Source organism: Micromonospora rosaria, from assembly GCF_001567585.1.
GTDB lineage: Bacteria > Actinomycetota > Actinomycetes > Mycobacteriales > Micromonosporaceae > Micromonospora > Micromonospora rosaria.
In genome coordinates this window covers 1-26,174 of sequence record NZ_LRQV01000011.1, presented here as the reverse complement: position 1 = coordinate 26,174, position 26,174 = coordinate 1, and the positions used below count along the sequence as shown (strand labels likewise).

The following is a 26,174-nucleotide window of genomic DNA, read 5'->3' as shown; positions in this document are numbered from 1 at the left end:
GCCATCCTTGTTACGGTCCGGACCATGCGTGCCGCCTTCGCCTCCCGGACCGACGCCGACAACCCGCTCGCCGCGCTGACCGTGGGGGAGCAGCCCGAGCCCGTCCACCCGGACGACGACTGGGTGACCGTGCAGGTCCGGGCCAGCTCGCTGAACCACCACGACATCTGGTCGCTGCGCGGCGTGGGGCTGCCCGCCGACCGGCTCCCGATGATCCTCGGCTGCGACGCCGCCGGCATCGACCCGGACGGCAACGAGGTGGTGGTCTACCCGCTGATCGCCGACCCGGGCGACCCCCGGGGGATCTCGATCCTCTCCGAGCACTTCCCGGGTACCTTCGCCGAGCGGGTCGCCGTACCCCGGTCGAGCCTGCTGCCGCTGCCGGCGGGGATGTCGCTGACCGACGCGGCGTGCCTGCCCACGGCCTGGTTGACCGCGTGGCGGATGCTCACCACCAAGGGCCGGGTGGACGACGCCGCCGCGGTCCTGGTGCAGGGCGCGGGCGGCGGGGTGGCCACCGCCGCCGTGGCGCTGGCCGTCGCGATGGGCAAGAGGGTGTACGCGACCAGCCGTGACGCCGCCAAGCGGGCGCGGATCGCCGAGCTGGGGGCCACCGCGGTCGAGCCCGGCGCCCGGCTGCCGGAGCGGGTCGACGTGGTGATCGAGACGGTCGGCGCGGCCACCTTCGACCACTCGCTGAAGTCGGCCGCGCCGATGGCCCGGATCGTCGTCTCCGGGGCCACCGCCGGGCACGAGCCGACGGTCAACCTGCGCCGGGTCTTCGCCATGCAGCTGGAGATCGTGGGTACCTCGATGGGCACCTGCGACGAGCTGCGTGACCTGCTCACCTTCTGCGCGCAGCGGAAGGTCCGGCCGGTGGTCGACAGCGTGGTCCCGTTCAGCCGGATCGAGGACGCCTTCGCCCAGCTGCACGCCGGGACCGTCTTCGGCAAGCTGGTCGTCGACCACACCGCCTGAGCGCCCGCCCCTGCTGCTCCCGCCACCCCGCCCGCCACGCCGCGCCCGGCGCGGGGCCCGTGGGTGAGAAGGGTTCCCCTCTCTACCGTATGCGTTAAGAGGGGGCCCTTCCTTACAGGCGGTCGTCGAGGGTGGCGAGGCCGCCTCGGGTGGCGTCGGCGGTCATCCGGCGCTTCGCGGCCGGGTCGCCGTACAGGGACCAGCGGAGGAACCCGACCGTGGTGTCCGACACCACCCGCAGGGTGGCGCCGTCGGCGAGCAGGCCGCGCCCGTGGTCGCCGTCCGGCAGGCTGAGCATCGCCTTCGGCCAGGGCACCCGGTCGTACGCCGCCCTGCCGGCCGCGTACTCGACCACCTCGTCCAGTTCGCCGTGCACGAACAGTTGCGGGGCGGCGGCCCCGGCGAAGGCGGTACCCACGCCCAGGGCGGTACCGGCGAAGACCACCCCGGCGTCGAGCCGGTCGTCGCGGCCGGCGGTGAAGAGCCCGATGGTGGTCACCCCACCGGCGGAGTGCCCGGCCGCCGCCACCCGGTCGGTGTCCAGCCGGCCGCGCAGCGGGTCGCCGTCGGCGTCGTCGAGCGCCAGCACCTCGTCCAGCACGTACGACACGTCGGCCGGCTGGTTGAGCACGTCCAGCACGTTGCCGTCGCCGCCGCGACCGGTGCGCGGGAAGGTCGGGGCGGCGACCACGAAGCCGGCGGCGGCCCAGCGGGTCAGCAGCGCCGCGTAGTCGTCCGGCCGGGCGCCCAGGCCGTGGCTGAACACCACCACCGGGAACCGCCCGGCCGCAGCGGTCGCCCCCCGTCGCGGGGCGTCGCCGGCGTCACCCCGGGCCGGGTACCAAAGCGTGGTCGGCAGGGCGCGGTCGCCGTCCCGGTTCAGCCGGAGCTGGCGTACGCCGACCGCGTGACTGCGGGTGGGGGCGGTACCGGCGGAGACCCGGGGGCTCGGGGTGGCCGCCGCCGTCGACGGCCCGGCCGGGGCGGCCGGTGACCCCTGCGGTTCGGCATCCGCGCAGCCCACCACCCCGGCGGTCAGGACGGCGCTGGTCAACAGGGCGAGGGTACGGCGGGCGAGCATGGCTCCGATTGTGCCCTGCCCGCGCGGACCGCCGGCCCGGCATCGGCGCAGCGTCGACGGCGGCTCGGGTCGCGTACCCGCTCCCGGCGGCGTCACGCGGCTGCGGTGCGGTGCGGCTCGGCGCGGCGTCAGCCGGTCGGCCCGGCCGGGTCGAGGCGGTTCTCGAAGGTGGTCACCCCGGGCAGCCGGGCGTTGGCGGGGAGCCGTCGTCCCGCCGCCGCGTCCCCGTAGAGCGTCCAGCGCAGGAAGTCGGTGGTGGTCGCCAGCACCTGGACGAAGCCCGGCCGGCCCGGGTTCAGGTACTCGCCGTGGCCCTGGCCGAGCAGGCCGAGGAACGCCGACGGTCCGCGTACCCGCTGGTAGGCGGCGCGACCGGCGGTGAGCGGGACGATCGGGTCCGCCGTGCCGTGCACGAACAGGACCGGCCGGTCGGGGCCGGCGAAGCTGCCGGCCAGCGCGCCCCCGGCGATGACGATGCCGGCGCGCAGCCGGGCGTGGTGTCCGGCGGCGAACATGCCGGCGGTGGTGAAGCCGCCCGCCGAGTGCCCGGCGGCGGCGATCCGCCGGGTGTCCAGGTGCCCGGCCAGCGGGTCGCCCCGGCGGGCGTCCAGGCGGACCAGGTGCCGGATCACCCGCCACCCGTCGGCCGGCTGGTGCCGGACGTCGGCCCGGGTGAACCGGGCGGCGTGGCGGTTGGTGTGCGGGTAGGTGGGGGCGGCCACCACGAACCCGGCGGCGGCCCACCGGGTGGTCAGCGCGGCGTGCAGTTCGGGCAGGCTGTGCAGGCCGTGGCTGTAGACGACCACCGGGAACCGCCCGTCGGCCACCTCGGCCCCGTCGGCCGGGTACCAGACGGTCAGCGGCAGGGGCCGTTCGGAGGTGGGGTCGAGGGTGAGCGTACGCACGCCGACGGCGTACGCTCCCCCGGGCGCCCGCGACGCCGGCGGTGCCCCGCCGGCCGTGGTCGCGGTCGTTGCGCAGCCGGCCGTCAGCAGTGCCGTCAGCAGGACGGCGACCAGCCGCGTGACCCCCATCGTTTCACGGTAGGGCCGGGGCCGGTCGCGCGTTCCCACCTTCCGGGTCGGCTGCCCTCACCCACCCGGCCGGAACTGGCCACCCGGAAGGAACCCGAGCCACCCGGACGGAACCCGAGCCGCCCGGACCCGGTCCGGTGGGAACCGGCCGCCGGGCCGCACCCGGGTCGGCGGGTCAGGCGGCGGCGACCACGGCGCGGGTCTGGAGGGCGATCTCCAACTCCTCGTCGGTGCCGATCACGCAGACCGCCACCTCCGCGCCGGCCGGCGAGATCACCCGGTCCCCGTGGCCGGCGTTGCGCGCCGGGTCGACCGCGATGCCCAGCCGGTCCAGCCCGGTTAGCGCGGCGGCCCGGACCTCGGCGGCGTGCTCGCCCACCCCGGCGGTGAAGGTGACCGCGTCGACCCGGCCGAGCAGGGCGTAGTACGCCCCGACGTAGCCGGTGATCCGGCGGCAGTAGACGTCGAAGGCGAGGGTGGCGGCCGGGTCGCCGGCCTCCCGTCGGGCCAGCACCTCCCGCATGTCGTTGGCGCCGGTCAGGCCGAGCAGCCCGCTGCGGTGGTTGAGCAGGTCGTCGATCTCGTCGACGCCGAGCCCGCCCTCGCGGCGCAGGTGGAAGACGACGGTCGGGTCCAGGTCGCCGCTGCGGGTACCCATGACCAGCCCTTCGAGCGGGGACATGCCCATCGAGGTGGCCACGCTGCGCCCACCGGCGACCGCGCACGCGCTGGCGCCGTTGCCCAGGTGCAGGGTGATGGTGTTCAGCTCGGCGTACGGGCGGCCGAGCAGGTCGGCGGTACGCCGGGAGACGTACCCGTGCGAGGTGCCGTGGAAGCCGTACCGGCGGATGTCGTACCGCTGGGCGACCTCGCGGTCGATCGCGTACGTGGCGGCGGCCTCGGGCAGGGTGTGGTGGAACGCGGTGTCGAAGACCGCCACCTGGGGCACGTCCGGCAGCACCCGCCGCGCCTCGACGATGCCGGCCAGGTTCGCCGGGTTGTGCAGCGGGGCGAGCGGCACCAGTTCCTCGATGCCGGCCAGGACCGCGTCGTCGACGAGCACCGGCGCGCTGAACCGCCGGCCGCCGTGCACCACCCGGTGCCCGACCGCCACCAGGCCGGTGAGGTCGAGCCGGGCGAGGATCTCCCGGACCGCCGTGGCGTGGTCGGGCGGCCCGCCGCCCGGCTCACCGATCCGCTCGACGGTGCCCCGGTCGGTCACCGACTCCCCGTCGTACAGCCGGTACTTCACCGACGACGACCCGGAGTTGAGCACCAGCACCCGACTCACGACGGCACCTCCCCGCTGGCGGCGGCCTGGATGGCGGTGATCGCCACCGTGTTGACGATGTCGGGCACGGTCGCGCCCCGGGACAGGTCGTTGACCGGGCGGTTCAGGCCCTGCATGACCGGGCCGACGGCGACCGCGCCGGCCGAGCGCTGCACCGCCTTGTACGTGTTGTTGCCGGTGTTCAGGTCCGGGAAGATGAAGACCGTGGCCCGGCCGGCGACCGGGCTCTCCGGCAGCTTCGTCGCCGCGACCTGCGCGTCGATCGCCGCGTCGTACTGGATCGGCCCCTCGACCAGCAGGTCGGGCCGGCGCTCGCGGACCAGCGCGGTGGCCGCCGCGACCTTCTCCACGTCCGCCCCGGCCCCGGAGCTGCCGGTGGAGTACGACAGCATCGCCACCCGGGGCTCGATGCCGAACTGGGCGGCGGTGTCGGCCGAGGAGATGGCGATGTCGGCGAGCTGGGCGGCGTCCGGGTCGGGGTTGACCGCGCAGTCGCCGTAGACCAGCACCCGGTCGGCCAGCAGCATGAAGAAGACGCTGGAGGCGACCGAGAGCCCCGGCACGGTACGGATGATCTCGAACGCCGGGCGGATGGTGGCGGCGGTGGTGTGGGTGGCCCCGGAGACCATCCCGTCGGCGTACCCGGCGTGCACCATCATCGTGCCGAAGTAGTTCGGCTGGGCCACGATGTCGTGGGCCAGGTCGGCGGTGACGCCCCGGTGGGCGCGCAGCGCCGCGTACGCCTCGGTGAACTCCTCGCGCCACGGGCTGGTCGCCGGGTCGACCACGGTGGCCCCGCCGATGTCGATGCCCAGTTCCCGGGTGCGCCGGGCGACGTCGTCGGGGCGGCCGAGCAGGGTGAGGTCGGCCACGCCCCGGCGCAGCAGGATCTCCGCCGCACGCAGGATCCGCTCCTCGGACCCCTCCGGCAGCACCAAGTGCCGGCGCTGCGTCCGGGCCCGGTCGATCAGGTCGTACTCGAACATCATCGGGGTGACCCGTTCCGACCGGCTGACCGCCAGCCGGCGGGCCAGGTCGTCGGTGTCCACGTTGGCCTCGAAGGCGCCGAGCGCGGCCTCCACCTTGCGCGGGTTGGCCGCGCTGGGCCGCCCCTCGATCCGGCTGGACGCGGCCACCGTGTCGTAGCTGTCGCTGGGCACGCTGAGCACCGCCAGGCCGGTGTTCAGCCGCTCGACCAGCCGCATCGCCCGCGCGTCCGGCTGCTCGCCGAGGGTGAGCACCAGCCCGGCCACCGAGACCTGACCGGCCACGTGCGCGGCGCTCGCCGCCACCAGCAGGTCGTCCCGGTCGCCCGGGGTGATCACCAGACAGCCGTCGGTGAGGTGGTCCAGCAGGGTCGGCACGTGCGCCGCGCCGACGACGTAGTCGAGCACGTCCCGGCCGAGCGCGGCGTCGTCCCCGGCGAGCAGGGTGGCGCCGAGCGCCGCGGCCACCTCGGCCACCGTCGGCGCCGACACGGTCGGCACCTCCGGGATCGCGTACGCCGGCACCGGCAGCTCGGGCATGGCGCCCATCGTCTCGGGCACCCGGTTGGCGATCACCGCGAGCACCGTCGCGCCCAGGTCCACCAGGTCGTGGTACGCCCCGCGGGCCGCCGCCGCGATCGCCTCCGGCGTCTGGCCGTACCCGTCGACGACCGGCACCACGACGCTGCCGAACTCGGTGGCGAGCCGGGCGTTGAAGGCCAGCTCGCGGGGGGCCGCGCCGTCACCGGAGTCGGCGAAGTCGCTACCCACCACCACGACGGCCGGGCACCGCCGCTCGACCGTTCGGTACCGCTGGACCACCCGGGAGATCAGTTCTTCCCGCCGTCCGTCCGCGACCAGGGCCGTGGCCTCGGCATATGTGGTCCCGGCCAGGTCATCGGGGGTACCGTCCACGCGGTAGCGGTCGCGGAGCAGGGAGAGGATGGGGTCGGGGCGGTTTCCCGAGACCAGCGGCCGGAACACCCCGATCCGCTCGACCTGTCGGGAGAGCAGCTCGGCGAGACCGAGCGCGATCGTCGACTTTCCTCCGCCGGAACCGACGCTGGTGAGGTAGACGCTGCGGGCCACCCGGCCAACCTACTAGGTCCGGTTGATTGTCAGCCGGCAACCAGCTCTGGGTGGTAACAGCCGTTTTCCCTTGTCAGACGGGACACATGGGGGAGAAGGTGAACGTTATTCACCTTTACACTCGCCCAGGTGGAGGGACCAACACAGATCATTCCTGTCGCACCTGAGCCACCCCCCGTCTTCGTCGATCCGAGCGGGCGGCGGCGGCGGTGGCTGCGCCGTACCGCCTACTTCCTGGGCCTGGCGGGGGTGGCGTACACCGCGATGGTCGGGGTCAGCTTCGCCGGGGGTCCGGTCCGCCCCGAGACGATCATTCCCTTCGTCGAGCCGGTCGAGGAGCAGTGGCAGCCGCCCTCGGCCGCACCGACGGCAAGCCCCTCGCCGTCCACCACGGCCTCCCCGTCACCCACCCGGGTCGCGCCCCCGCCGCAGCCCACGCCCAGCCGCTCCGCCGCGCCCTCCGCCGGCGCGACCTCGACCAGCCCCGCCCCGAGCCCGTCCCAGGCGAACCCGCCGACCAGTGCCCGGCCCAGCGGCACGCCGTCGGGGAGCCCGGCGACCAGCCCGCCGGCGAGCAGCCCGGCGCCGACCAGCCCGGCGCCCACGCTGTCGCCGTCGGAGGAGCCGACCACCCCGATCGACGCACCCGCCCCCTGATGAGCCACCCGTACCCGCCCGGCCGACCGGGACACCAGGCACCCTCCCGCATCCCCGACCGGCCCCGGCACCACGCCCGGCCCGGCGCGGCGGCCCGCGCCCGGCGCTACGTACCCCGTCCGAGCTGGGCCATCTACGCGATGGTCTTCGTCCTGCTCGGCGGCATCCTCTTCGTCGAGGCGTACGCCAACGGGTCGTTCATCCCCGACTACCGGGCGGAGAACACCACCGGCAGCGGCCAGGACGAGGTACCGGACGAGATCCTGACCGGCGGGCCGATCGTCAACACCACCGCCGACCGCCCCCAGTCGTACCGGCTGCCGGCCCGTACCGTCGTGCTCACCTTCGACGACGGCCCGGACGAGCGCTGGACCCCCGAGGTGATGCGGGTCCTGGACAAGCACCAGGTGCCCGGCACCTTCTTCGTCCTCGGCAACCAGGTCGTGCGGCAGCCCGACCTGGTCCGTGACCTGGTGGCCAGCGGTCACGAGCTCGGCGTGCACACGTTCACCCACCCGCACCTCACCGAGATCCCCGGCTGGCAGCGCCGGCTGGAGTACACCCAGACCCAGCTCGCCATCGCCGGGGCCACCGGGGTCCGGACCAACCTGCTGCGGTTCCCGTACTCGTCCCGGTCGGACGCCTTCGTCAACCAGGACTGGCCGCTGCTGCGACAGGCCGGCGAACTCGGCTACCTGACCGTGGTCAACGACCTGGACAGCCGGGACTGGGAGCGGCAGGGCCCGGACGGCATGATCGAGCGGACCGTCCCGCCGGGCTACTCCGGGGCGATCACGCTCTGGCACGACTCCGGCGGCGACCGGTCCCAGACGGTCGAGGCGCTGGACCGGTACATCCCGATGATGAAGGAACGCGGGTACACCTTCACCACGGTCAGCGGCGGGCTGAACCTGGCGCTGGCCGAGGCCGGGGTCTCCGCGCCCGTGGCCGGCCCGGTGCCGGCGACGGCCGGGGAGCGCTGGCGCGGGCAGATGCTCGTCATGGCGGTCCGCGCCGCCGACTTCACCTTCGTCCTCTTCGGCATCCTCTTCGTGCTCGTCGGGGTGCTCACCATCGGCCGGACGCTGCTGCTGTTCGTGCTGGCCCTGCGGCACGCCCGCAAGCGCCGCCGCCGGGACTTCGCCTGGGGGCCGCCGGTCACCGCGCCGGTCTCGGTGATCGTGCCCGCCTACAACGAGAAGGAGGGCATCGCGGCGGCGGTCCGCTCGCTGGCCACCGGGGACCATCCGGGCGGGATCGAGGTGGTCGTCGTCGACGACGGCTCGACCGACGGTACCGCCGACATCGCCGCCGGCCTCGGCCTGCCGAACGTCCGGGTGGTACGCAAGCCGAACGGCGGCAAGCCGAGCGCGTTGAACACCGGCGTCGCCCTGGCCCGGCACGACCTGATCGTCATGGTCGACGGGGACACCGTCTTCGAGCCCGACGCGGTCCGTCGCCTGGTCCAGCCCTTCGGGGACCCGCAGGTGGGGGCGGTCGCCGGGAACGTCAAGGTGGGCAACCGGCGCAGCATGATCGCCAAGTGGCAGCACATCGAGTACGTCATCGGCTTCAACCTCGACCGCCGGCTCTACGAGACGCTGCGGTGCATGCCCACCATCCCCGGCGCGATCGGCGCGTTCCGGCGGGAGGCCCTGGAGTACGCCGGGGGGATGACCGACGAGACCCTGGCCGAGGACACCGACATCACCATGGCCCTCGGGCGGTCCGGCTGGAAGGTGGTGTACGAGGAGGGGGCCCGCGCCTGGACCGAGGCGCCGGCCAGCCTCGGGCAGCTGTGGAAGCAGCGCTACCGCTGGAGCTACGGCACCATGCAGGCGATGTGGAAGCACCGCCGCTCGGTGCTCGACAAGGGCGCGTCGGGCCGGTTCAGTCGCCGCTGCCTGACGTTCCTGACCCTGTTCGGGGTGCTGCTCCCGCTGACCGCCCCGGTCATCGACCTGCTCGCCCTGTACGGCCTGATCTTCCTGGACCGGACCGAGACGGCGCTGGCCTGGCTGGCGATGCTCGGCCTCCAGTTCCTCACCGCGATCGTGGCGTTCCGGCTGGACCGGGAGAAACTGGGCGTCCTCTGGGTGCTGCCGTTGCAGCAGTTCGTCTACCGGCAACTGATGTACCTGGTGCTGCTCCAGTCGGTGGTCACCGCGCTGACCGGGGGCCGCCTGGGGTGGCAGAAGCTGCGCCGGACCGGCCTGGACGGCGTCACCGGCACGGGAGGCCGTCCCGCCGGCCGCCCCGCCACCCGGGTCGGCGGGCCCTGACGCCCCGCGCCGGGCTCCTCGCGAGGGCTGGCGCGGGTATCACTGACGAGCGGAATACCACTCAGGTATTTTTATTCCTCAGTGGTATGTCGCCGCGAAGGGGGCATCCTCGTCCGGCGGTCGCCGGGGCGGGTGGCTAGGTGGTGGCGCGTTCGGCGAGGCCGAGGGCGTACTCGGGCCACCAGACGCCGATCTCCGGCTCACCGGGACGGCAGGCGCCGTCGGACTCGCCCGGGTACTTGATCCAGAGCAGCGCGTCGACCCGGTCCAGGCCGGTCTCGGCGGTGGGTTCCGCGCCGAGCGCCCGTCCCGGCGGGTTGCACCAGCTCGGCGCGCCGCGCACGGTCCTGGCCGGGTGCGCGCCGTTGCCGTTGCGGCTGGTGTCGATCACGAAGGTGGCCGCGCCGCCCAGCGCGTCGGAGATCCGGTGACCGTACGTCACGTTCTCGGTCGTGCCGACGAAGTTGGCGACGTTGAGCGCGAAGCCGTCGGCCTCGGCGACGCCGGCCCGGCGCAGCACCGCCGCCAGCTCGGTGGTGTCCTTCACCCAGCCGGGGTGCCCGGCGTCCAGGTAGACCCGGGCGCTGCCGGTGCTCTTGAGCACCGTGACCGCGTCCCGCAGCAGGGCCAACCGACCGTCGACGTCGTCGACGCACTTGTCGACCGCGTCCGGGACCGCGCCCGGTTCGAGGATGACCGTCACCGGGCGGCCCCGTACGCCGCTGGCCAGTTCCCGGATCCAGGCCTGGTACGCCTCGGCGCTCTCGGCGCCCCCGTACCACTGCCGGCCGCAGTCCCGCTGCGGCAGGTTGTGGGTGACCAGCACCGGGGTCTGGCCGGCACGGCTCGCCCCGGTCAGGTACTCCGCGACCTCGTCACCGACCGCGTCGGAGCCGCCGACCAGCCACCGCGCGGTCGGCCGGGTGCTGATCCGGCGCAGCGCCGCCGCGTCGCTGGCCCGCTGCGCCCGCTCCCACCGGGCGACCTGGCCGGCCGCCGCGCTCTCCGGATCGACGTAGAAGACCGGGGGCAGCGGAACGGCGGCAGCCGGGGTGCGGGGGGTGGTGCCGCCGGGGCCCTCCGCCGCCGCCTGGCCGCAGCCGGCCGCCAGCAGGGTCAGCACCAGGCCGCTGAGCAGGGCGGACCGTCGGTGCGCGGAGCGGAGAGGGGGCACGGCCGACACGGTACCCGGTGCTCGTGCCACCGGGAACGGGAACACCCGCCGGACTACTCGTCGTCTTCGTCGTCGAGGCGGGCCAGCCAGGTGGCGAAGCGCTCGACCGGGGTCTCGAACTCGGGGTTCAGGTCGACGAAGTCACGCAGCCGCTCGCCGATCCACTCCAGGGTGACCTGCTCGTCGCCCCGGCGCTGGACCAACTCCTCGATGCCGCGGTCGGTGAAGTACATCGTGGGTCTCCTCGACAGGCCGCTGGGGCAGACCGTACCGTCGCCGGTCGGTCTGCCCCAGGGGCGGGTTTCTCGTCGGTCAGGGACGCGGCAGCGCCGCGTCGATCAGCGCATTCTGCTCGACCTCGTGCATCTTCGCCGAGCCGACCGCCGGGGCGGCGGCGGCCGGGCGGGAGATGCGCCGCAGCCGGACCTCGCTGAGGTGCTCCAGCAGGTTGAGCGCGACGAACGACCAGGCGCCCTGGTTGGCCGGCTCCTCCTGCACCCAGGCGAAGTCGTCCGCGTTCGGGTACCCGCCGAGGGCGGCCCGGATCTCCTCCACCGGCAGCGGGTAGAGCTGCTCGATCCGGACGATCGCGGTGTCCGTGACGCCCCGCTCCTGGCGGGCCTGGAGCAGGTCGTAGTAGACCTTGCCCGAGCAGAGCAGGACCCGCTTCACCTGCTCGGCCGGCGGCGCGGCGGTGTCGGCCAGCACCGGCTGGAAGGTGCCGGTGGTGAAGTCCTCCACCGAGGAGACGCAGAGCCGGTGCCGCAGCAGCGACTTCGGCGTGAACACCACCAGCGGCTTGCGCTTCGGCGACAGGGCCTGGCGGCGCAGCAGGTGGAAGTAGTTCGCCGGGGTGCTCGGCACGGCCACCCGCATGTTGTCCTCGGCGCACATCTGGAGGAACCGCTCGGGGCGGCCGGAGGTGTGGTCCGGGCCCTGCCCCTCGTGGCCGTGCGGCAGCAGCAGGGTGACGGCGGAGCGCTGGCCCCACTTCACCTCGCCGGAGGAGATGAACTCGTCGATGACCGACTGGGCGCCGTTGACGAAGTCGCCGAACTGGGCCTCCCAGCAGACCAGCGCGTTGATGTTCTCGACCGAGTAGCCGTACTCGAAGCCCATCGCCGCGTACTCGCTGAGCAGCGAGTCGTGCACGAAGAACCGGGACCGCTCGCCGTCGGCGGTGAGCGACTTGAGCGGCAGGTAGTCGTCGCCGGTCTTGGCGTCCACGATCGAGGCGTGCCGCTGGACGAAGGTGCCCCGGCGGGAGTCCTGCCCGGCGAGCCGGACGGTGACCCCGTCGTTCAGCAGCGCGCCGAACGCGATGATCTCGCCGAAGCCCCAGTCGATGGCGCCCTCGACGGACATCTTGGCCCGCCGGTCGAGCAGTTGCTGGATGCGCTTGTGCGGGGTGAAGCCCTCGGGCAGGTTGACGTGCGCCGCGCCGATCGACTTGATCACCTCGGCGCTGGTCGCGGTCTCCACCTCCGGCTCCGGCTGCACCCCGGGGTGCTGGCGGTCCGGCTGCTTGGGCACCGAGGCGGCGTCCCGGGTGGCCTTGAAGACCCGCTCCAACTGCGCCTGGTAGTCCCGCAGCAGCTCCTCGGCGTCCTCCACGGTGATGTCACCCCGCCCGATCAGCTCCTCAGTGTAGAGCTTGCGGACCGAGCGCTTCGAGTCGATGATCTTGTACATCTGGGGGTTGGACATCGACGGGTCGTCGCCCTCGTTGTGCCCGCGCCGCCGGTAGCAGACCATGTCGATCACGACGTCCTTGTTGAACGTCTGCCGGTACTCGAAGGCCAGCCGGGCGACCCGGACCACGGCCTCGGGGTCGTCCCCGTTGACGTGGAAGATCGGCGCCTGGATCATCCGGGCCACGTCGGTGCTGTAGAGGCTGGACCGCGAGTACTCCGGGGCGGTGGTGAAACCGACCTGGTTGTTCACCACGACGTGCACGGTGCCGCCGGTGCGGTACCCCCGCAGCTGGGAGAGGTTCAGCGTCTCGGCGACCACGCCCTGGCCGGCGAAGGCGGCGTCCCCGTGCACCGCCAGCGGCAGCACGGTGTACCCCTCCAGCTTGAGGTCGATCCGGTCCTGCTTGGCCCGGACGATGCCCTCCAGCACCGGGTCGACGGCCTCCAGGTGCGACGGGTTCGCCACCACCGAGACCTTGACCGAGCTGTCGCCGTCCGGGGTGGTGAACTTGCCGTTCTGGCCGAGGTGGTACTTCACGTCGCCGGAGCCCTGCGTCGAGCGCGGGTCCAGGTGCCCCTCGAACTCCGAGAAGATCTTCTCGTACGGCTTGCCGACGATGTTGGCCAGCACGTTGAGCCGGCCCCGGTGGGCCATGCCGATGACGACCTCGTCCAGCCCGCCCTCGGCGGCGGCCTCCAGCACCTCACCCAGCAGCGGGATCAGCGACTCGCCGCCCTCCAGCGAGAACCGCTTCTGGCCGACGTACTTGGTCTGCAGGAAGGTCTCGAACGCCTCGGCGGCGTTGAGCCGGTTGAGCACGTGCTTCTGCTCGTCGACCGCCGGCTTCTCGTACTTGCGCTCGATCCGCTCCTGGATCCAGCGCCGCTCCTCCGGGTCCTGGATGTGCATGTACTCCACGCCGACCCGGCGGCAGTACGAGTCACGCAGCACGCCGAGGATCTCGCGCAGCTTCATCCGCCGCTTGCCGGCGAAGCCGTTCACCGGGAACTCGCGGTCCAGGTCCCACAGGGTCAGCCCGTGCTGGAGGACGTCCAGGTCCGGGTGCTTGCGGATCTTGAACTCCAGCGGGTCGGTGTCGGCCATCAGGTGGCCGCGCACCCGGTACGCGTGGATCAGCTCGTGCACCCGGGCGGTCTTGTTGATCTGCCCCTCGGAGTTGACCGCCACGTCCCGCATCCAGCGCACCGGCTCGTACGGGATGCGCAGCGAGGTGAAGATCTGGTCGTAGAACCCGCGCTCGCCCAGGATCAGCTCGTGCATCACCTTGAGGAACTCGCCGGACTGCGCGCCCTGCACGATCCGGTGGTCGTACGTGCTGGTCAGCGTGATGATCTTGCTGACCGCCAGCTCGGCCAGGGTCGCCTCGCTCATGCCCTGGTACGGCGCCGGGTACTCCATCGCGCCGACGCCGATGATGGCGCTCTGCCCGGTCATCAGGCGGGGGATCGAGTGCACCGTGCCGATGCCGCCCGGGTTGGTCAGCGAGATGGTGGTGCCGGAGTAGTCCTCCATGGTCAGCTCGTTCTTGCGGGCGCGCCGGACCACGTCCTCGTACGCCTGCCAGAACTGCCGGAAGTCCATCTGCTCGCAGCCCTTGATGGAGGGGACCACCAGGGTGCGGCTGCCGTCCGGCTTGGCCAGGTCGATGGCGATGCCCAGGTTGACGTGCGCCGGGCGGACCAGCGTCGGCTTGCCGTCGACCTCGGCGAAGGAGTTGTTCATCTCCGGGTGCTCGACCAGCGCCCGGACCATCGCGTACCCGATCAGGTGGGTGAAGCTCACCTTGCCACCGCGCCCCCGGGCGAGGTGGTTGTTGATCACGATCCGGTTGTCCACCAGGAGCTTGGCCGGGACGGCGCGGACGCTGGTCGCGGTCGGCACGGTCAGCGAGGCGTCCATGTTCTGGACGATCTTCGCGGCGACCCCGCGCAGCGGGGTGGTCTGCGGGCCGGTCACGGTCGGCTTCGCCGGGGCCGGCTTGGCCGGGGCGGTCTTGGCGGCGGCGGGCTTGGCGGGGGCGGCCTGCTTCGCCGGTGCCTTGGCCGGCGCCTCCTTGGCCGGGGCGGTCCGGGTGGCGGCCGGGGCCTCCGTGGCCGGCGCGCTCTTCGCCGGGGCCGGCTGCTGCTCGGCGCCGGGGGCGGTCTTCGCCGGGGCCGGGCGGGCTCCGGCGGGCGCCTCCGGCTGACCCTTGCTGCCGTCGGCGCCGGGCCGGTAGTCGGCGAAGAACTCGTGCCAGGCCGGGTCGACGCTGCTGGGATCGGCGAGGTACCGGTGGTACATCTCTTCGACGATCCACTCGTTCGGGCCGAAACCCGCCAGTGGGTTCTCCTGCGAGGTTTGCTGGGTCGACACGGCCGGTAATCGCCTCTTTCACGCGGGTTCGTATGTCACGCGGCGTCCGTTGCCGCCCGAATCGGGGGCACGCGACAGTCACCAGGCTACGCCGTACGACTCCCGCAGGCATTTCTGCCTCCGACCCGTGGCCGGTTTCACAGAAGATGCCAGAAGTTCACGAAACGCTCCGTGGTCGGCCGACTCCTGGTAAACGTCGCCGGCCGGGCCCGAGGGCCCGGCCGGCGACGCTCACGCGGGGGTACCGGTCAGGAGATGTCCCGCCGCCGGGTGATCAGGATGCCGATGGTGCCGGTGACCACCGCGTAGCCGACCAGCACCAGGGCCCCCACCCACCAGGCCGGCAGCATCGGCGACTCGATGCTGTTGACCATGACCGAGGAGGCGACCGAGGGGAGGACCACCTGCCACTTCAGCACGGCCTCGCTGTCCAGCCAACTGCTGAGCAGGAAGAAGAAGAGGCTGGCCACCTGCGTGCCGATCAGGTAGACCACCGCGGAGGTGACCACCGCCCCGATCTGGTTGGTGATCAGGGTGCCGACGCCGATGCCCAGGATCGTCCAGAGCGCGTACGCCAGCAGGTTGAACAGGAAGGCCCGCTGCACCTCCCACTCGCCGAGCTGGGTGCCGAAGTCGTTGATGCTCATGAAGAGCGCCCCGGCCACCAGGTTGATGACCGACGTGACCAGCCAGAAGACGAACCCGATCAGGCTCGCCGCGACCAGCTTGCTGAAGATGACGCTGGTCCGCTTCGGGGTGGAGAGGAAGGTCGTGGTGGCCGTCTGGTGGAAGAACTCGTTGGTGACCATCAGGACACCGATGAGCATCACGAAGAGCAGCCCGAAGTACTGGCCCGAGGTGTAGAGGTTGGCGGCCTGGCCGACCACGTCCTGCTGGGCCGCCGCCTCCTCCGGCGGCAGGCCGAGCATGTCGGCGTCGCCGGTGAGGGTGGTGTGCGCGAGCCAGGCGTTGGTGACGAAGGCCAGGGCCACCGCCAGCAGCGCCCCCAGGGCCATCCACAGCCAGGCCGCGGTGGTACGGATCTTGAGCAGCTCGGATCGGACGAGGTTCATCGGATGCCCGCCTTTCCGGCCGTCAGCTCCAGGAAGACCCCTTCCAGGTCGGGGCGTTCCGTGGTGAGTTCGTGCAGCTCCGCCTGGACGGCGAGGGCGGCGCGCCCGACCGTCGCGGCGTCCACCCCGGCGACCAGCAGCGCGCCGTGCGGGTCCACCTCGACGACGGCGGACTGCTCCCGCAGCGCCTTCGCCAGCTCGGTGGCCTGGGGGGTGCGGACCCGGACCCGGGTGGTCTGGGCCATCGACCCGATCACCTGGTCGACGGGGCCCTGGCGGATCAACTGCCCGGCCGCGATGATGACCACGTCGTCGGCGAGCAACTGCATCTCCGAGAGCAGGTGGCTGGAGACCAGCACCGTGCGCCCCTCGGTGGCGAGCGCCTTGAGGAACCCGCGCATCCACCGGATGCCCTCCGGGTCCAGACCGTTGGCCGGCTCGTCGAGCACCAGCACCCGGGGGTCACCGAGCATCGCGGCGGCGATGCCCAGCCGCTGCTTCATGCCCAGGGAGTACCCCTTGAACTTGCGCTTCGCGGCCGGGGTCAGCCCGACCATGGCCAGCACCTCGTCGGCCCGCGTCTTCGGCAGTCCGGCGGCGGCGGCGATCACCCGCAGGTGGTTGATGCCGGTACGTCCCTTGTGCGCGCTGGACGCCTCCAGCACCGCGCCCACGTGCCGCAGCGGGTCGGTCAGGTCGGCGTACCGCCGGCCGCCGATGGTGGCCGAACCGGCGGTCGGGGTGACCAGGTTCAGCAGCATCCGCAGCGTGGTGGTCTTGCCGGCGCCGTTCGGGCCCAGGAAGCCGGTCACCCGCCCCGGTTCGACGGTGAAGGACAGATCGTTGACCGCCCGAACGTTCTTGTACTGCTTCGTCAGGCCGGACACCACGATCTGACCGCTACCGGTGGTGGGGCTCCGCTGCCCGTCAGACATCTCGCTCCTCTCCTGCTGGGCGCACCGTTGCGCCGGATGGTCCCGCTGGACGCACCGCCGCGCCCGATCCTTCCAGGGACACGTGGCAGGGTGCCGGACCAGCCTGACCGGTGCGGGGGGCCGAATCAATCAGGCGCGGTCGGGAGATCCATCTCCGCCTTCGGCAGGAGGAGGCCCGCCCCGGTCCTCCTGAGGAAGGAGATGACGTGGCGGTGCTCACCCGGCGGGCAGGGCGATCCAGGTCGCCCGCGCGTGCCCGAGCAGCGTGCCGGTCGGGCCGTACAGGCTGGAGTCCGCCTGCGCCTTGCGGCCCGCGACGTCGCCGGCCCGGCCGGTCACCACGCACTCGTCGCCGGGACGGGGCAGCGCGGTCACCCGCGCGGTGATCCGGCCCAGCACGTACGGGCGACCGGGGCCGAGCACCGTCCAGCCACCGGGGCAGTCCAGCGCGGCCCAGACCGTGGCGACGCTGACGTCGGCGGGGACCAGGAACGGGGCGGCGGTCCGCCCGTCCGGCAGCCGCCCCGGATAGATCCGCAGCCCGTCCGGGTGGGCCGGACCGCAGACGTAGCAGCCCGGGAAGGGGTGGTGAAGCAGCCCCGGGTACGCCGCCGAGGCGGCCCGGGCCACCGCCAGGTCCACCGGCCCGACCACCGGGGACGGCTCCGCCGCCGCGCGTACCTCGGCGATCACCAGACCGGCCGGGTCGCGGATCTCGCCGTCGACGGCGGTCAGCGGGGTCTCCACCGGCACCGGCCGCCGCAGCGTCACCTCGACCGCACCGCCACCGAGCGCACCGCCGCCGACCGCGTCACCACCGACCGGTTCACCACCGATCGCTCGACCATCGACCGCCGCCGCGAACCGGGCGGCGCTCCAGCCGCCGTTGCCCGAGTCGGGTGGGCCGACGTACCGCCGCTCGATGATCATGCTTCCTCCGTCGCGTCCCGGTGCGGCCCCGTCGCCGGACCGTCCGCGCAGCCTGTCACGCGGCGGCGGACGGGCCCTTCCGGGCCGCCCGTCCCGCCTGGGCGGACTGTCCCGTCCGGGTGCACCGACCCCGCCCGCCGGCGTTCACCGGATCGACACCGATCGCCGGAGCCGTTGTCCATCCGGGCCACCTACACAGGTCTCATGGCTGTCCTGCATGCCGCTGGCGCACCCCTGACGACCAGCGGATACACCCTGCTGATCGCCGGCGACCCGACCCAGGTCGCGGCTGCCCAACGTCTGCGTCACGAGGTGTTCGCCACCGAACTGGGCGCCACCCTGCGCCCCGACGTCCCCGGGCTCGACGTCGACGATCTCGACGCCCACTGCGACCATCTGATCGTCGTCCAGGAGAGCACCGGTGACGTGGTCGGCACCTACCGGTTGCTGCCGCCGGGGCGGACCGGCCGCCGCTACGCCGAGTCGGAGTTCGACCTGACCCCGCTCACCCCGCTCCGCGACGACCTGGTCGAGGCGGGCCGCTCCTGCGTGCACCCCGACCACCGCTCCGGCGCGGTCATCAACCTGATGTGGGCGGGCATCACCCGGTACCTGCACCTGCGCGGATCCCGGTGGCTCGGCGGCTGCGCCTCGGTGCCGGTCGACGACGGCGGTCGGGCCGTCGCCGAGGTCTGGGCCCGCGCACAGGCCGGTCACCTGGCCCCGCCGGCCCTGCGGGTACGCCCGCTGCGCCCCTGGTACGCCGAGCCGGCCGCCGGGGCCCGGCCCGGCCCGGCCCCGGCCGACGCCGCCCCGCTGGCCCGCGCCGGGTCGCTGGTGCCGCCGCTGCTGCGTGGGTACCTCCGGCTCGGGGCCTGGATCGGCGGCGAGCCGGCGTACGACCCGGACTTCCGGGTCGCCGACTTCTACGTGCTGTTCACCCTCGACCGGATGAACCCGCGTCACCTGCGGCACTTCCTCGGTGGGGCCGCGCGGTGAGCCGCGCTGACGGTCGGGTGGTGAGCCGCGCCGACGACCGAGCGGTGAGTGACGTCGGCGACCAGGCGGTGGGCCGCGCCGACGGCCGCGTGGTGAGCCGCGCCGACGACCTGTGGCGGCCCCGCTCCGGGTGCGGGCCGTGGTGCCTGCCGGAATCCACCGCCACTGCCACTGCCGCTGTCACCGGCACCGGCACCGCCACTGGCACGGGCACCGGCACCGCCACTGGCACGGGCACCGGCACCGCCGCCGGCACGGGCACGGGCGTCGGCCCGGTGCCGGTGGCCCGGCGGCTCGGCCGGTTCGCCGCCGCGCTGGTGGCCCTGCTGGCCGGGATCGGGCTGGCCGCCGTGCTGCCGCTGCTGCCGGCCGAGACGGGCCGCACCGCGGTGCGACGGTGGGCCCGGGGGCTGCTGCGGGCGCTCGGGGTGCGCCTGACGGTGAGCGGGCGGCTGCCCCGGCGGCGGGCCCTCCTGGTCGCCAACCACATCTCCTGGCTGGACGTGGTGGCCCTGCTGGCCACCGCGCCGGCCCGGATGGTGGCGAAGCGGGAGGTCCGGCGCTGGCCGCTGGTCGGGCTGCTCACCGTCGCCGCCGGCACGGTGTCGGTGGACCGGTCCCGGCCCCGCGCCCTGCCGGCGACGGTCCGCCAGGTCGCCGCGACGCTGCGGGCCGGTCACCCGGTCGCGGTCTTCCCGGAGGGGACGACCTGGTGCGGCGGGCAGGGCGACACCGGCCACCCCGATGGAATCGCCGGCCACCGCCCTGGCCGGGATGCCGGCCACCGGCCGGGGCGGGACGCGGGGGCCGGTTGCCGGCCGCCCGGCGGGTTCCGACCGGCCATGTTCCAGGCGGCGATCGAGACCGGAGCGCCGGTGGTGCCGCTGCGGATCGAGTACGGCCAGGGCCCCACCGGCACCACGAGCACGACGGGCACCACGAGCACGACGGGTGCCACGAGTACGACGGGCACCACCGGCGGCGGGGGTGCCGCCGGGGCCAGCGTGGCGGCCTTCCTCGGCGACGAGACCCTGTGGCGGTCGGTCCGGCGGGTGGCGGCGGCCCGGGAGCTGACGGTCACGGTGACCGTCACCGCCGCCCTGCACCCCGCCCGGGACGCCGACCGCCGCTCCCTCGCCCGCCTCGCCGAGTCGGCGGTGCACCCGGCACCCGCCCGACCGCGGGTACCGGCCGCGGCGCCACCGGATCTCGGCCTCGCCGCCTGAGAAGGCCGCCTGGGGAGCCGGTCGAGGAGGACGCCACAGCCGCAGTGAGCCACGCCCGGGACCGTGCTGGTGGGGCACAGGTTTTCTCAGCGTGTTTCCAGGTACCGCCCAGCGGGGTCGAAGCCGGGTCCCGCATGATGGCGCCATGGCCGCTACCCAGACCGAGGCGCGACTGCTCGTCGTCGAGGACGATCCCAACATCCTCGAACTGCTCTCCGCGAGCCTACGGTTCGCGGGCTTCGACGTGGCGACCGCGACCAGCGGCAGCGCGGCGCTGACCGCCGCCAAGGACCACCGCCCCGACCTGGTGGTGCTCGACGTGATGCTGCCCGACCTGGACGGCTTCGAGGTCATCCGGATGATGCGCGAGGGCGGTACCCGGACCCCGGTGGTCTTCCTGACCGCCCGGGACGCCACCGACGACAAGATCCGTGGGCTCACCCTGGGCGGCGACGACTACGTCACCAAGCCGTTCAGCCTGGAGGAGTTGACCGCGCGGATCCGGGCGGTGCTGCGGCGCACCAGCACCGGTGAGCACGCGCCGTCCCGGCTCACCTTCGCCGACCTGGAGTTGGACGAGGAGACCCACGAGGTGCACCGGGCCGGCCAGCGGGTGCAGCTCTCGCCGACCGAGTTCAAGCTGCTGCGGTACCTGATGCTCAACGCGAACCGGGTGCTGTCCAAGGCACAGATCCTGGACCACGTCTGGAACTACGACTTCCGCGGTGACGACAACATCGTCGAGTCGTACATCTCGTACCTGCGCCGCAAGGTCGACAACACCCAGCCCCGGCTGATCCACACGCTGCGGGGGGTCGGGTACGTACTGCGCAAGCCGGCGGCGTGAACGCCGTCGACCAGGCGAAGGGGCGGCTGCGCGCGGTACCGCTGCGGGTCAAGCTCGTCGCCTCCGTCCTCACCCTGGTCGCCGCCGCGCTGCTGGTGATCAGCGTGTCGACCACGTTCTTCCTGCGCAGCTACCTGGTCGACCAGGTGGACAGCGAGCTGAACAGCTTCCGGGGCGCGATCGAGCGGATCGTGGACAAGCTGCCGCCCGGCGCGTCCGCAGATGTCGGCCTGCCCAGCGACAACCTGATGCTGATCTATCGCGGCGGCGGCCGGGTCGATCCGATCTACTACCAGCCCAGCTTTCAGCCGAGTGACCTGCCGTACTGGCCGACCACCTCCGAGGGGTTCGGCCACCCGGAGGGTGAGCCGTTCACCGAGTCGGCCCGGAACGGGCACAGCCGTTGGCGGATGATGATCCTGGTCGACCTGCCGGGGGAGCAGGCGGTCGTCCTCGGCCAGCCGCTGACCGACGTGGACCGGGCGGTGGCCCGACTGGTCTGGATCGACCTGCTGGTCGGCGGGGCGGTGCTGGTGCTGCTCGCCTCGATCGGCGCGGCGATCGTGCGGACCAGCCTGAAGCCGCTGGTGGAGATCGAGCAGACCGCCGCCGCGATCGCCGGGGGTGACCTCAGCCGCCGGGTGCCCGACCCCGAGGAGGGGCAGCCGTACGCCACCAGTGAGCTGGGGCGGCTCTCCCGCGCGCTGAACGTGATGCTGGCCCAGATCGAGGCCGCCTTCACCGCGCGGGCCGCCTCGGAGATCGCCGCCCGCGAGGCCGAGGCCGGGGCCCGGGACGCCGCCCTGGCCGCGCAGGCGTCGGAGACCCGGGCCCGCCGCTCCGAGGAGCGGATGCGGCAGTTCGTCGCGGACGCCTCGCACGAGCTGCGGACCCCGCTGACCACCATCCGGGGCTTCGCCGAGCTGTACCGGCAGGGGGCGGCCCGCAACCCGCAGCAGACCGCCGGCCTGCTGCGCCGGATCGAGGACGAGGCGGCCCGGATGGGGTTGCTCGTGGAGGATCTGCTGCTGCTGGCCCGGCTGGACCGGGAACGCCCGCTCGCGCTGGTGCCGGTGGAGCTGCCGGTGCTGGCCAGCGAGGCGGTGCAGGCCGCCCACGCGGTCGCCCCCGACCGTCGGATCGAGCTGGAGATCGCGCCGGGCTCCGGGCGGCTGGTGGTCCTCGGCGACGACGCCCGGCTGCGGCAGGTGATCGGCAACCTGATGACCAACGCGCTCACCCACACCCCGCCCGACGCCCGGGTGACCCTGCGGCTGCGGACCGAGCCGGGGAACCTGGCGGTGGTGGAGGTGGCCGACACCGGTCCGGGGCTCTCCCCGGAGCAGTCGGAACGGGTCTTCGAGCGCTTCTACCGGGCGGACGCCGCGCGGACCCGCCGGGCGGGCGGGGTCACCGGCACCGGCCTGGGCCTGGCCATCGTGGCGGCGCTGGTGGCGGCGCACCAGGGCACCGTGGAGGTGGCGGAGACCCCGGGTGGCGGGGCCACCTTCCGGGTCCGGCTCCCGCTGGACCCGGACGCCGACCGCGAGCCGGAGTGACTTTCAGGCAACATCCAGGTCGATTCCAGGCTGGTCGCAGTGCGACGGGGCAAGGTGTAGTCATGACCGAGTACGAGTCCGACCCGCAGCGGCGGCCGGCTCCCGCCGACGCCGAGCCGTCGCCCCACAATGCCGAGCTGCCCCGTGTCGACCACGGGCACTCCGACCCGGCCGCCGCCGGGTCCACCCCCGGGACCCCCGCCGGTGGTACACCGCCCCCGTCCTCCGGTCCCCTCGGCAACACCCCGGCCGCTCCCGCCGGCTCCGCCGACGGTGGTCAGCCCGCCGGCTCCGCCGCCGACGGTGGTCAGGCCGCCGGCTCCGGCCAGCCCGGCCCGACCGCCGCCGGTGCGGGTCAGCCCGGCCCGTCGGCCGGCGACGCCAGCCCGTCCACCGGTGCCGGTACCGGGGCCGACCAGGGGTACCGGCCGGGTGGGTACCACCCCGGTGGCGCGACCCCGTCCGCCCCGCCGTACCCGGCCTCCGGCCCGAGCGGGGCGTACCAGCCCAGCCCCTGGGCGCCGGGGCAGCGCGGCGGCTGGGCCGGGTCGAACGCCGGCCCCGCCTACGGCGCGCCGTACGGCCAGCAGGGCACGGCCGGCTACGGCCAGCACGGCACCCCGGGCTACCAGCCGGGCGGCGGGTACGGCCAGCCGGGCCAGCCGGGTCACCCCGGCCAGCCGGGCCAGCCGGGTCACCCCGGCCAGCCGGGTCAGCCCGGTCACCCGGGTCAGCCGGTGCCGCCGTGGGCCCAGGGGCCCACGCCACGGCCGAGCCGCGCCGGCCGGTACGTCGTCGCGGGTGTCGCCGTGGTGGCGCTGATGTTCGGCTCCGGGCTCGCCGGTGGCGCGCTCGCCCTCGCGGTGGGCGGGGGCGGGATCACCCGCACCTACTCCGCCGCGCCGGTGATCAACGGCGCCGACCTGCCCCGGATCGCCGCGTCGGTGCAGGACAGCGTGGTCTCCATCGCCACCGACAGCGGTGAGGGCTCCGGCGTCGTCCTGACCGCCGACGGGTACGTGCTCACCAACAACCACGTGATCGCGTCCGGCTCCGCCAACAGCGTCCGGGTGACCTTCGCCGACGGTAAGAACGCCCAGGCCAGCGTCGTGGGCACCGACCCGAAGACCGACCTCGCGGTGCTCAAGGCCAACGGGGTCAGCGGCCTGAAGGCGGCGACCTTCGGCGACAGCGACGCGATGCAGGTCGGTGACCAGGTGCTCGCCCTGGGCAGCCCGCTGGGCCTGCAGGGCTCGGTCACCGCGGGCATCCTCAGCGCCCGGGACCGGACCATCCGGGCCGGCAGCGGCCAGCAGGACCCGCAGCAGCAGGGGGCCACCTCGATCGCCGGGCTGCTCCAGACCGACGCCCCGATCAACCCGGGGAACTCCGGCGGGGCCCTGGTCAACACCCGGGGCGAGGTGATCGGCATCAACACCGCGATCCTCACGGCCGGGCAGGGCAACGGCAACATCGGGGTCGGCTTCGCCATCCCGAGCAACAAGGCCAAGGACGTCGCCGAGAAGCTCCAGCGCGGCGAGAAGGTCAGCCACGCCAGCCTCGGGGTGAGTGTGGCCGAGGCCCAGAACGGCGGTGCGCTCGTCGCCTCGGTGCTGCCGGGCAGCGCCGCCGAGCAGGCTGGTCTCCGGCAGGGCGATGTGATCACCCGGTTCGGGGACACGACGGTCAACGATTCCAGCGACCTGGTCGGCGCGGTCCAGGCGCGCAAGGTCGGTGACCGGGTCGAGGTGCGGTACCAGCGGGACGGCAACGAGAACACCGTCACCGTCACGCTCACCGAGTCGTAGGCGGACCTGGTCCGCCAGGGCCAGGAGAGCGGACGCGGAGCCGCCTCTCGACCGGGCGGCGGGTGACGGGCCGAGGGGGTCGGCCCGCCACCCGCCGCCTTCTGCGTCGGTACGCCCGGTTTACCCCTGGTGGTACGGGGAACGCCGCCGGTCACGCGCTCAGGGGACCAGCGGGGAGGGGCTCGTGGCCGCAGACCACCGTCAGTCCGGCGGGGCACCGGAGGCGCCGCTGCGCATCGCGATGGTGGTCCCGCCGTGGCTGTCGGTCCCGCCACCGGGCTACGGCGGTCTGGAACAGATGGTCGCCGCCCTGGTGGACGCGCTGGTCCGGGGCGGGCACCGGGTGACGCTGTTCGGTGCCGGCCGGCAGCACGGCACGCCGGCGGACTTCGTCTCCACGGCGACGCACCTCCAGTTCGACCGGCTCGGCGAGGCCCTGCCCGAGCTGGCCCACCTGGCCCGGGTACGCCAGTTGGTGAGCCCGGCGGACTTCGACGTGGTCCACGACCACACCACCATCGGCCCCCTGGTCGCCGGCCGGCGGGCGGTACCCACGGTGGCGACCGTGCACGGCAATCCGGTCGGCGAGTACGGCCAGGTGCTCAGCGACACCGACCACGGGGTGGGCCTGGTCGCCATCTCGCACGCCCAGCGCCGGGCCAACCCCGGACTGCCCTGGGTGGGTACGGTGCACAACGCGTTCGAGGCCCGGGACGTGCCGCGCAAGTCCGTGCCCAGCACCGGGCCGGTGCTCTGGCTGGCCCGGTTCAGCCCGGACAAGGGTCCGGACCTGGCGATCCGGGCGTGCCGGGCGGCCGGCCTGCCGCTGATCCTCGCCGGCAAGTGCACCGAGCCGGCCGAACGCCGGTACTACGAGCAGGTGGTCGAGCCGATGCTCGGCCCGGACGTGCGGGTGGTGCTCAACGCCGACCGGGACGCCGCGCTGCGGCTGCTGGTGGAGTCCCGGTGCCTGATCATGCCGATCCAGTGGGAGGAGCCGTTCGGCATGGTGATGGTCGAGGCGATGGCGACCGGTACGCCGGTGGTGGCGCTCGACCGGGGTGCCGTACCGGAGCTGCTCCGGCCGGGGCGGACCGGGCTGATCTGCACGGAGCCCGACGAACTGCCCGGCGCGTTGCGGGCGGTCACCCGGATCGACCCGGCGGAGTGCGTGGCGCACGTGGCGGAGAACTTCTCCACCTACCGGATGGCGCTCGGCTACACGGCGGTGTACCGGAGCTTCCTCGCCGCCTCGGTGGCGGCCCGGGACCCGGTCCGCGTCGCCGGCTGGTGACGGCCGGCAGCGCGGGCGACCCGCACCGGGACGACGGCCAGCGGCGGGCGACGGGGTCGGCGGGGACGACGGTCAGAGGGGCGCGGTGGTGAGCCGGGCGATCGCGGCGTCCAGCTCACGGGCGTACGCCGGGGTGATGCTGCCCTCCCGGCGGCGCTCGGCGACCTTCCCCCGGACCGAGTTCACCGCCGCCGCCAACGTCTCCGGATCGCTGTCGTAGTTCAGGTTGCGCATCAGGTTGCGCAGGTCCGTGCCCACGTCGTCGCGGATGTCGCCGGAGGCCACGCCCTCGTCGATGAGCTGGCCGACCAGGGTGACCGCGTCCACCGCCGGTGCTGACGGGGCGCTCCGGGTCGGTGGCGCGGAGGTGGCCGTCCGGCTGGGTGTCGTCGCCGGTGGCGGCGGGACGCTGGCGGCCGGCGCGGACGGCGACGCCGACGCCGCCGGGCTGCTCGGCGCCGGCGGTGACGGCGGCGGCTCCTCGGCCGGCTGGTGGGTGGGCAGCACCTGCGGCGGCGGGTCCGACTCCTGGGTGAGCGCCGGCACGAGCAGGGTGGCCCCGGTCACCACCACGACCAGGCCGACGAGCACCAGCGGAATCCGCCCCCGGCGCTCCGACGAGCGACGCCGGCCCGGCCCGCGGCGGCCCTCCGCGCCCGGCTCGTCGTCGGCGTCCGGGTGGTTCAGCGAGCCCGGCGGTGCCGCTGCGGCACCGACCACCACCGACGGCGGGACCGTCGAGCCGGCCGGACGACCCGCCGGCTGGGCCCGCCCGACGTCGCGCGGTGCACCCGCGTCCACCGGGCCGTGCCCGAACGGACCGGCCGGAGTGGCACCGTTGCGCGGCACCGTCGTCCCGGTCG

At 73.9% G+C, this 26,174-nt stretch carries 19 protein-coding genes and 1 pseudogene; 8 read left to right on the top strand and 12 right to left on the bottom strand.

Annotated elements, in window-relative coordinates; genetic code table 11:
- Positions 1-24: 24 nt before the first annotated feature.
- Complete coding sequence (locus AWW66_RS05455; RefSeq protein ID WP_067360622.1) at positions 25-978, top strand: zinc-binding dehydrogenase; 954 nt, start codon at positions 25-27, stop codon at positions 976-978.
- Positions 979-1,090: 112 nt separating this feature from the next.
- Here AWW66_RS05455 and AWW66_RS05450 read toward each other — a convergent pair whose 3' ends face one another.
- The 5 genes from AWW66_RS05450 to AWW66_RS33425 all read right to left on the bottom strand — a co-directional run bounded on the left by AWW66_RS05450 (position 1,091) and on the right by AWW66_RS33425 (position 7,151).
- Positions 1,091-2,059 (bottom strand): alpha/beta hydrolase family protein, encoded by a 969-nt coding sequence (locus AWW66_RS05450; protein ID WP_067360621.1) that lies wholly within the window; start codon positions 2,057-2,059, stop codon positions 1,091-1,093.
- 128 nt (positions 2,060-2,187) lie between these two features.
- On the bottom strand, positions 2,188-3,093 hold the full coding sequence (locus AWW66_RS05445; RefSeq protein ID WP_067360619.1) for an alpha/beta hydrolase family protein: 906 nt from the start codon (positions 3,091-3,093) through the stop codon (positions 2,188-2,190).
- A gap of 175 nt (positions 3,094-3,268) precedes the next feature.
- Entirely contained in the window at positions 3,269-4,384 is a 1,116-nt protein-coding gene (locus tag AWW66_RS05440) for an acetate/propionate family kinase (RefSeq protein WP_067360616.1), read from the bottom strand.
- Positions 4,381-6,459, bottom strand: a complete 2,079-nt coding sequence (gene pta, locus AWW66_RS05435; RefSeq protein WP_067360613.1) for a phosphate acetyltransferase — start codon at positions 6,457-6,459, stop codon at positions 4,381-4,383. The genes AWW66_RS05440 and pta overlap by 4 nt, the downstream gene beginning before the upstream one ends.
- A gap of 227 nt (positions 6,460-6,686) precedes the next feature.
- A complete protein-coding gene (locus AWW66_RS33425; RefSeq protein ID WP_157527181.1) occupies positions 6,687-7,151 on the bottom strand; it encodes a hypothetical protein in 465 nt (154 codons plus the stop codon).
- On the opposite strand from AWW66_RS33425, the gene AWW66_RS05425 reads away from it, so the two are divergent.
- On the top strand, positions 7,116-9,398 hold the full coding sequence (locus AWW66_RS05425) for a bifunctional polysaccharide deacetylase/glycosyltransferase family 2 protein (protein ID WP_067360610.1): 2,283 nt from the start codon (positions 7,116-7,118) through the stop codon (positions 9,396-9,398). The genes AWW66_RS33425 and AWW66_RS05425 overlap by 36 nt on opposite strands.
- A gap of 136 nt (positions 9,399-9,534) precedes the next feature.
- Here AWW66_RS05425 and AWW66_RS05420 read toward each other — a convergent pair whose 3' ends face one another.
- From AWW66_RS05420 to AWW66_RS05395, 6 genes are all read right to left on the bottom strand, one after another.
- Complete coding sequence (locus AWW66_RS05420) at positions 9,535-10,572, bottom strand: glycoside hydrolase family 6 protein (RefSeq protein ID WP_067360776.1); 1,038 nt, start codon at positions 10,570-10,572, stop codon at positions 9,535-9,537.
- A 53-nt stretch (positions 10,573-10,625) separates the two neighbouring features.
- Positions 10,626-10,805 (bottom strand): DUF6104 family protein, encoded by a 180-nt coding sequence (locus AWW66_RS05415; protein WP_067360607.1) that lies wholly within the window; start codon positions 10,803-10,805, stop codon positions 10,626-10,628.
- A 79-nt stretch (positions 10,806-10,884) separates the two neighbouring features.
- Positions 10,885-14,640 carry a multifunctional oxoglutarate decarboxylase/oxoglutarate dehydrogenase thiamine pyrophosphate-binding subunit/dihydrolipoyllysine-residue succinyltransferase subunit gene (locus tag AWW66_RS05410; RefSeq protein ID WP_067360604.1) on the bottom strand — a complete coding sequence of 1,252 codons (3,756 nt, stop codon included), beginning with the start codon at positions 14,638-14,640 and terminating at the stop codon, positions 10,885-10,887.
- 248 nt (positions 14,641-14,888) lie between these two features.
- Positions 14,889-15,713: an ABC transporter permease gene (locus AWW66_RS05405; RefSeq protein ID WP_067360601.1), complete on the bottom strand. Its 825-nt coding sequence runs from the start codon at positions 15,711-15,713 to the stop codon at positions 14,889-14,891.
- On the bottom strand, positions 15,710-16,648 hold the full coding sequence (locus AWW66_RS05400; RefSeq protein WP_067360599.1) for an ABC transporter ATP-binding protein: 939 nt from the start codon (positions 16,646-16,648) through the stop codon (positions 15,710-15,712). The genes AWW66_RS05405 and AWW66_RS05400 overlap by 4 nt, the downstream gene beginning before the upstream one ends.
- Before the next feature lie 216 nt (positions 16,649-16,864).
- Positions 16,865-17,578 (bottom strand): hypothetical protein, encoded by a 714-nt coding sequence (locus tag AWW66_RS05395; protein ID WP_067360596.1) that lies wholly within the window; start codon positions 17,576-17,578, stop codon positions 16,865-16,867.
- A 204-nt stretch (positions 17,579-17,782) separates the two neighbouring features.
- Between AWW66_RS05395 and AWW66_RS05390 the strand changes: the two genes are divergently transcribed.
- From AWW66_RS05390 to AWW66_RS05365, 6 genes are all read left to right on the top strand, one after another.
- Positions 17,783-18,577, top strand: a complete 795-nt coding sequence (locus AWW66_RS05390) for a GNAT family N-acetyltransferase (protein WP_067360593.1) — start codon at positions 17,783-17,785, stop codon at positions 18,575-18,577.
- An 89-nt stretch (positions 18,578-18,666) separates the two neighbouring features.
- On the top strand, positions 18,667-19,803 hold the full coding sequence (locus AWW66_RS05385; RefSeq protein ID WP_425413269.1) for a lysophospholipid acyltransferase family protein: 1,137 nt from the start codon (positions 18,667-18,669) through the stop codon (positions 19,801-19,803).
- Between the two features lie 145 nt (positions 19,804-19,948).
- A complete protein-coding gene (locus tag AWW66_RS05380; protein ID WP_067360587.1) occupies positions 19,949-20,650 on the top strand; it encodes a response regulator transcription factor in 702 nt (233 codons plus the stop codon).
- Positions 20,647-22,209, top strand: a complete 1,563-nt coding sequence (locus tag AWW66_RS05375) for a sensor histidine kinase (protein ID WP_067360584.1) — start codon at positions 20,647-20,649, stop codon at positions 22,207-22,209. The genes AWW66_RS05380 and AWW66_RS05375 overlap by 4 nt, the downstream gene beginning before the upstream one ends.
- 62 nt (positions 22,210-22,271) lie before the next feature.
- On the top strand, positions 22,272-24,017 hold the full coding sequence (locus AWW66_RS05370) for a trypsin-like peptidase domain-containing protein (protein WP_067360581.1): 1,746 nt from the start codon (positions 22,272-22,274) through the stop codon (positions 24,015-24,017).
- 241 nt (positions 24,018-24,258) lie between these two features.
- A complete protein-coding gene (locus AWW66_RS05365; RefSeq protein ID WP_083978249.1) occupies positions 24,259-25,311 on the top strand; it encodes a glycosyltransferase family 4 protein in 1,053 nt (350 codons plus the stop codon).
- A 72-nt stretch (positions 25,312-25,383) separates the two neighbouring features.
- On the opposite strand, the pseudogene AWW66_RS33420 reads toward AWW66_RS05365, so the two are convergent.
- A pseudogene (locus tag AWW66_RS33420) lies at positions 25,384-26,174 on the bottom strand (serine/threonine-protein kinase); the annotation flags it as partial.

Excerpts from the sequence above, each read along its gene's own strand:
- AWW66_RS05455 (WP_067360622.1), top strand. The coding sequence starts at position 25 with ATGCGTGCCGCCTTCGCCTCCCGGACCGACGCCGACAACCCGCTCGCC.
- AWW66_RS05450 (WP_067360621.1), bottom strand. The coding sequence starts at position 2,059 with ATGCTCGCCCGCCGTACCCTCGCCCTGTTGACCAGCGCCGTCCTGACC.
- AWW66_RS05445 (WP_067360619.1), bottom strand. The coding sequence starts at position 3,093 with ATGGGGGTCACGCGGCTGGTCGCCGTCCTGCTGACGGCACTGCTGACG.
- AWW66_RS05425 (WP_067360610.1), top strand. The coding sequence starts at position 7,116 with ATGAGCCACCCGTACCCGCCCGGCCGACCGGGACACCAGGCACCCTCC.
- AWW66_RS05415 (WP_067360607.1), bottom strand. The coding sequence starts at position 10,805 with ATGTACTTCACCGACCGCGGCATCGAGGAGTTGGTCCAGCGCCGGGGC.
- AWW66_RS05405 (WP_067360601.1), bottom strand. The coding sequence starts at position 15,713 with ATGAACCTCGTCCGATCCGAGCTGCTCAAGATCCGTACCACCGCGGCC.
- AWW66_RS05400 (WP_067360599.1), bottom strand. The coding sequence starts at position 16,648 with ATGTCTGACGGGCAGCGGAGCCCCACCACCGGTAGCGGTCAGATCGTG.
- AWW66_RS05395 (WP_067360596.1), bottom strand. The coding sequence starts at position 17,578 with ATGATCATCGAGCGGCGGTACGTCGGCCCACCCGACTCGGGCAACGGC.
- AWW66_RS05390 (WP_067360593.1), top strand. The coding sequence starts at position 17,783 with ATGGCTGTCCTGCATGCCGCTGGCGCACCCCTGACGACCAGCGGATAC.
- AWW66_RS05380 (WP_067360587.1), top strand. The coding sequence starts at position 19,949 with ATGGCCGCTACCCAGACCGAGGCGCGACTGCTCGTCGTCGAGGACGAT.
- AWW66_RS05370 (WP_067360581.1), top strand. The coding sequence starts at position 22,272 with ATGACCGAGTACGAGTCCGACCCGCAGCGGCGGCCGGCTCCCGCCGAC.
- AWW66_RS05365 (WP_083978249.1), top strand. The coding sequence starts at position 24,259 with ATGGTGGTCCCGCCGTGGCTGTCGGTCCCGCCACCGGGCTACGGCGGT.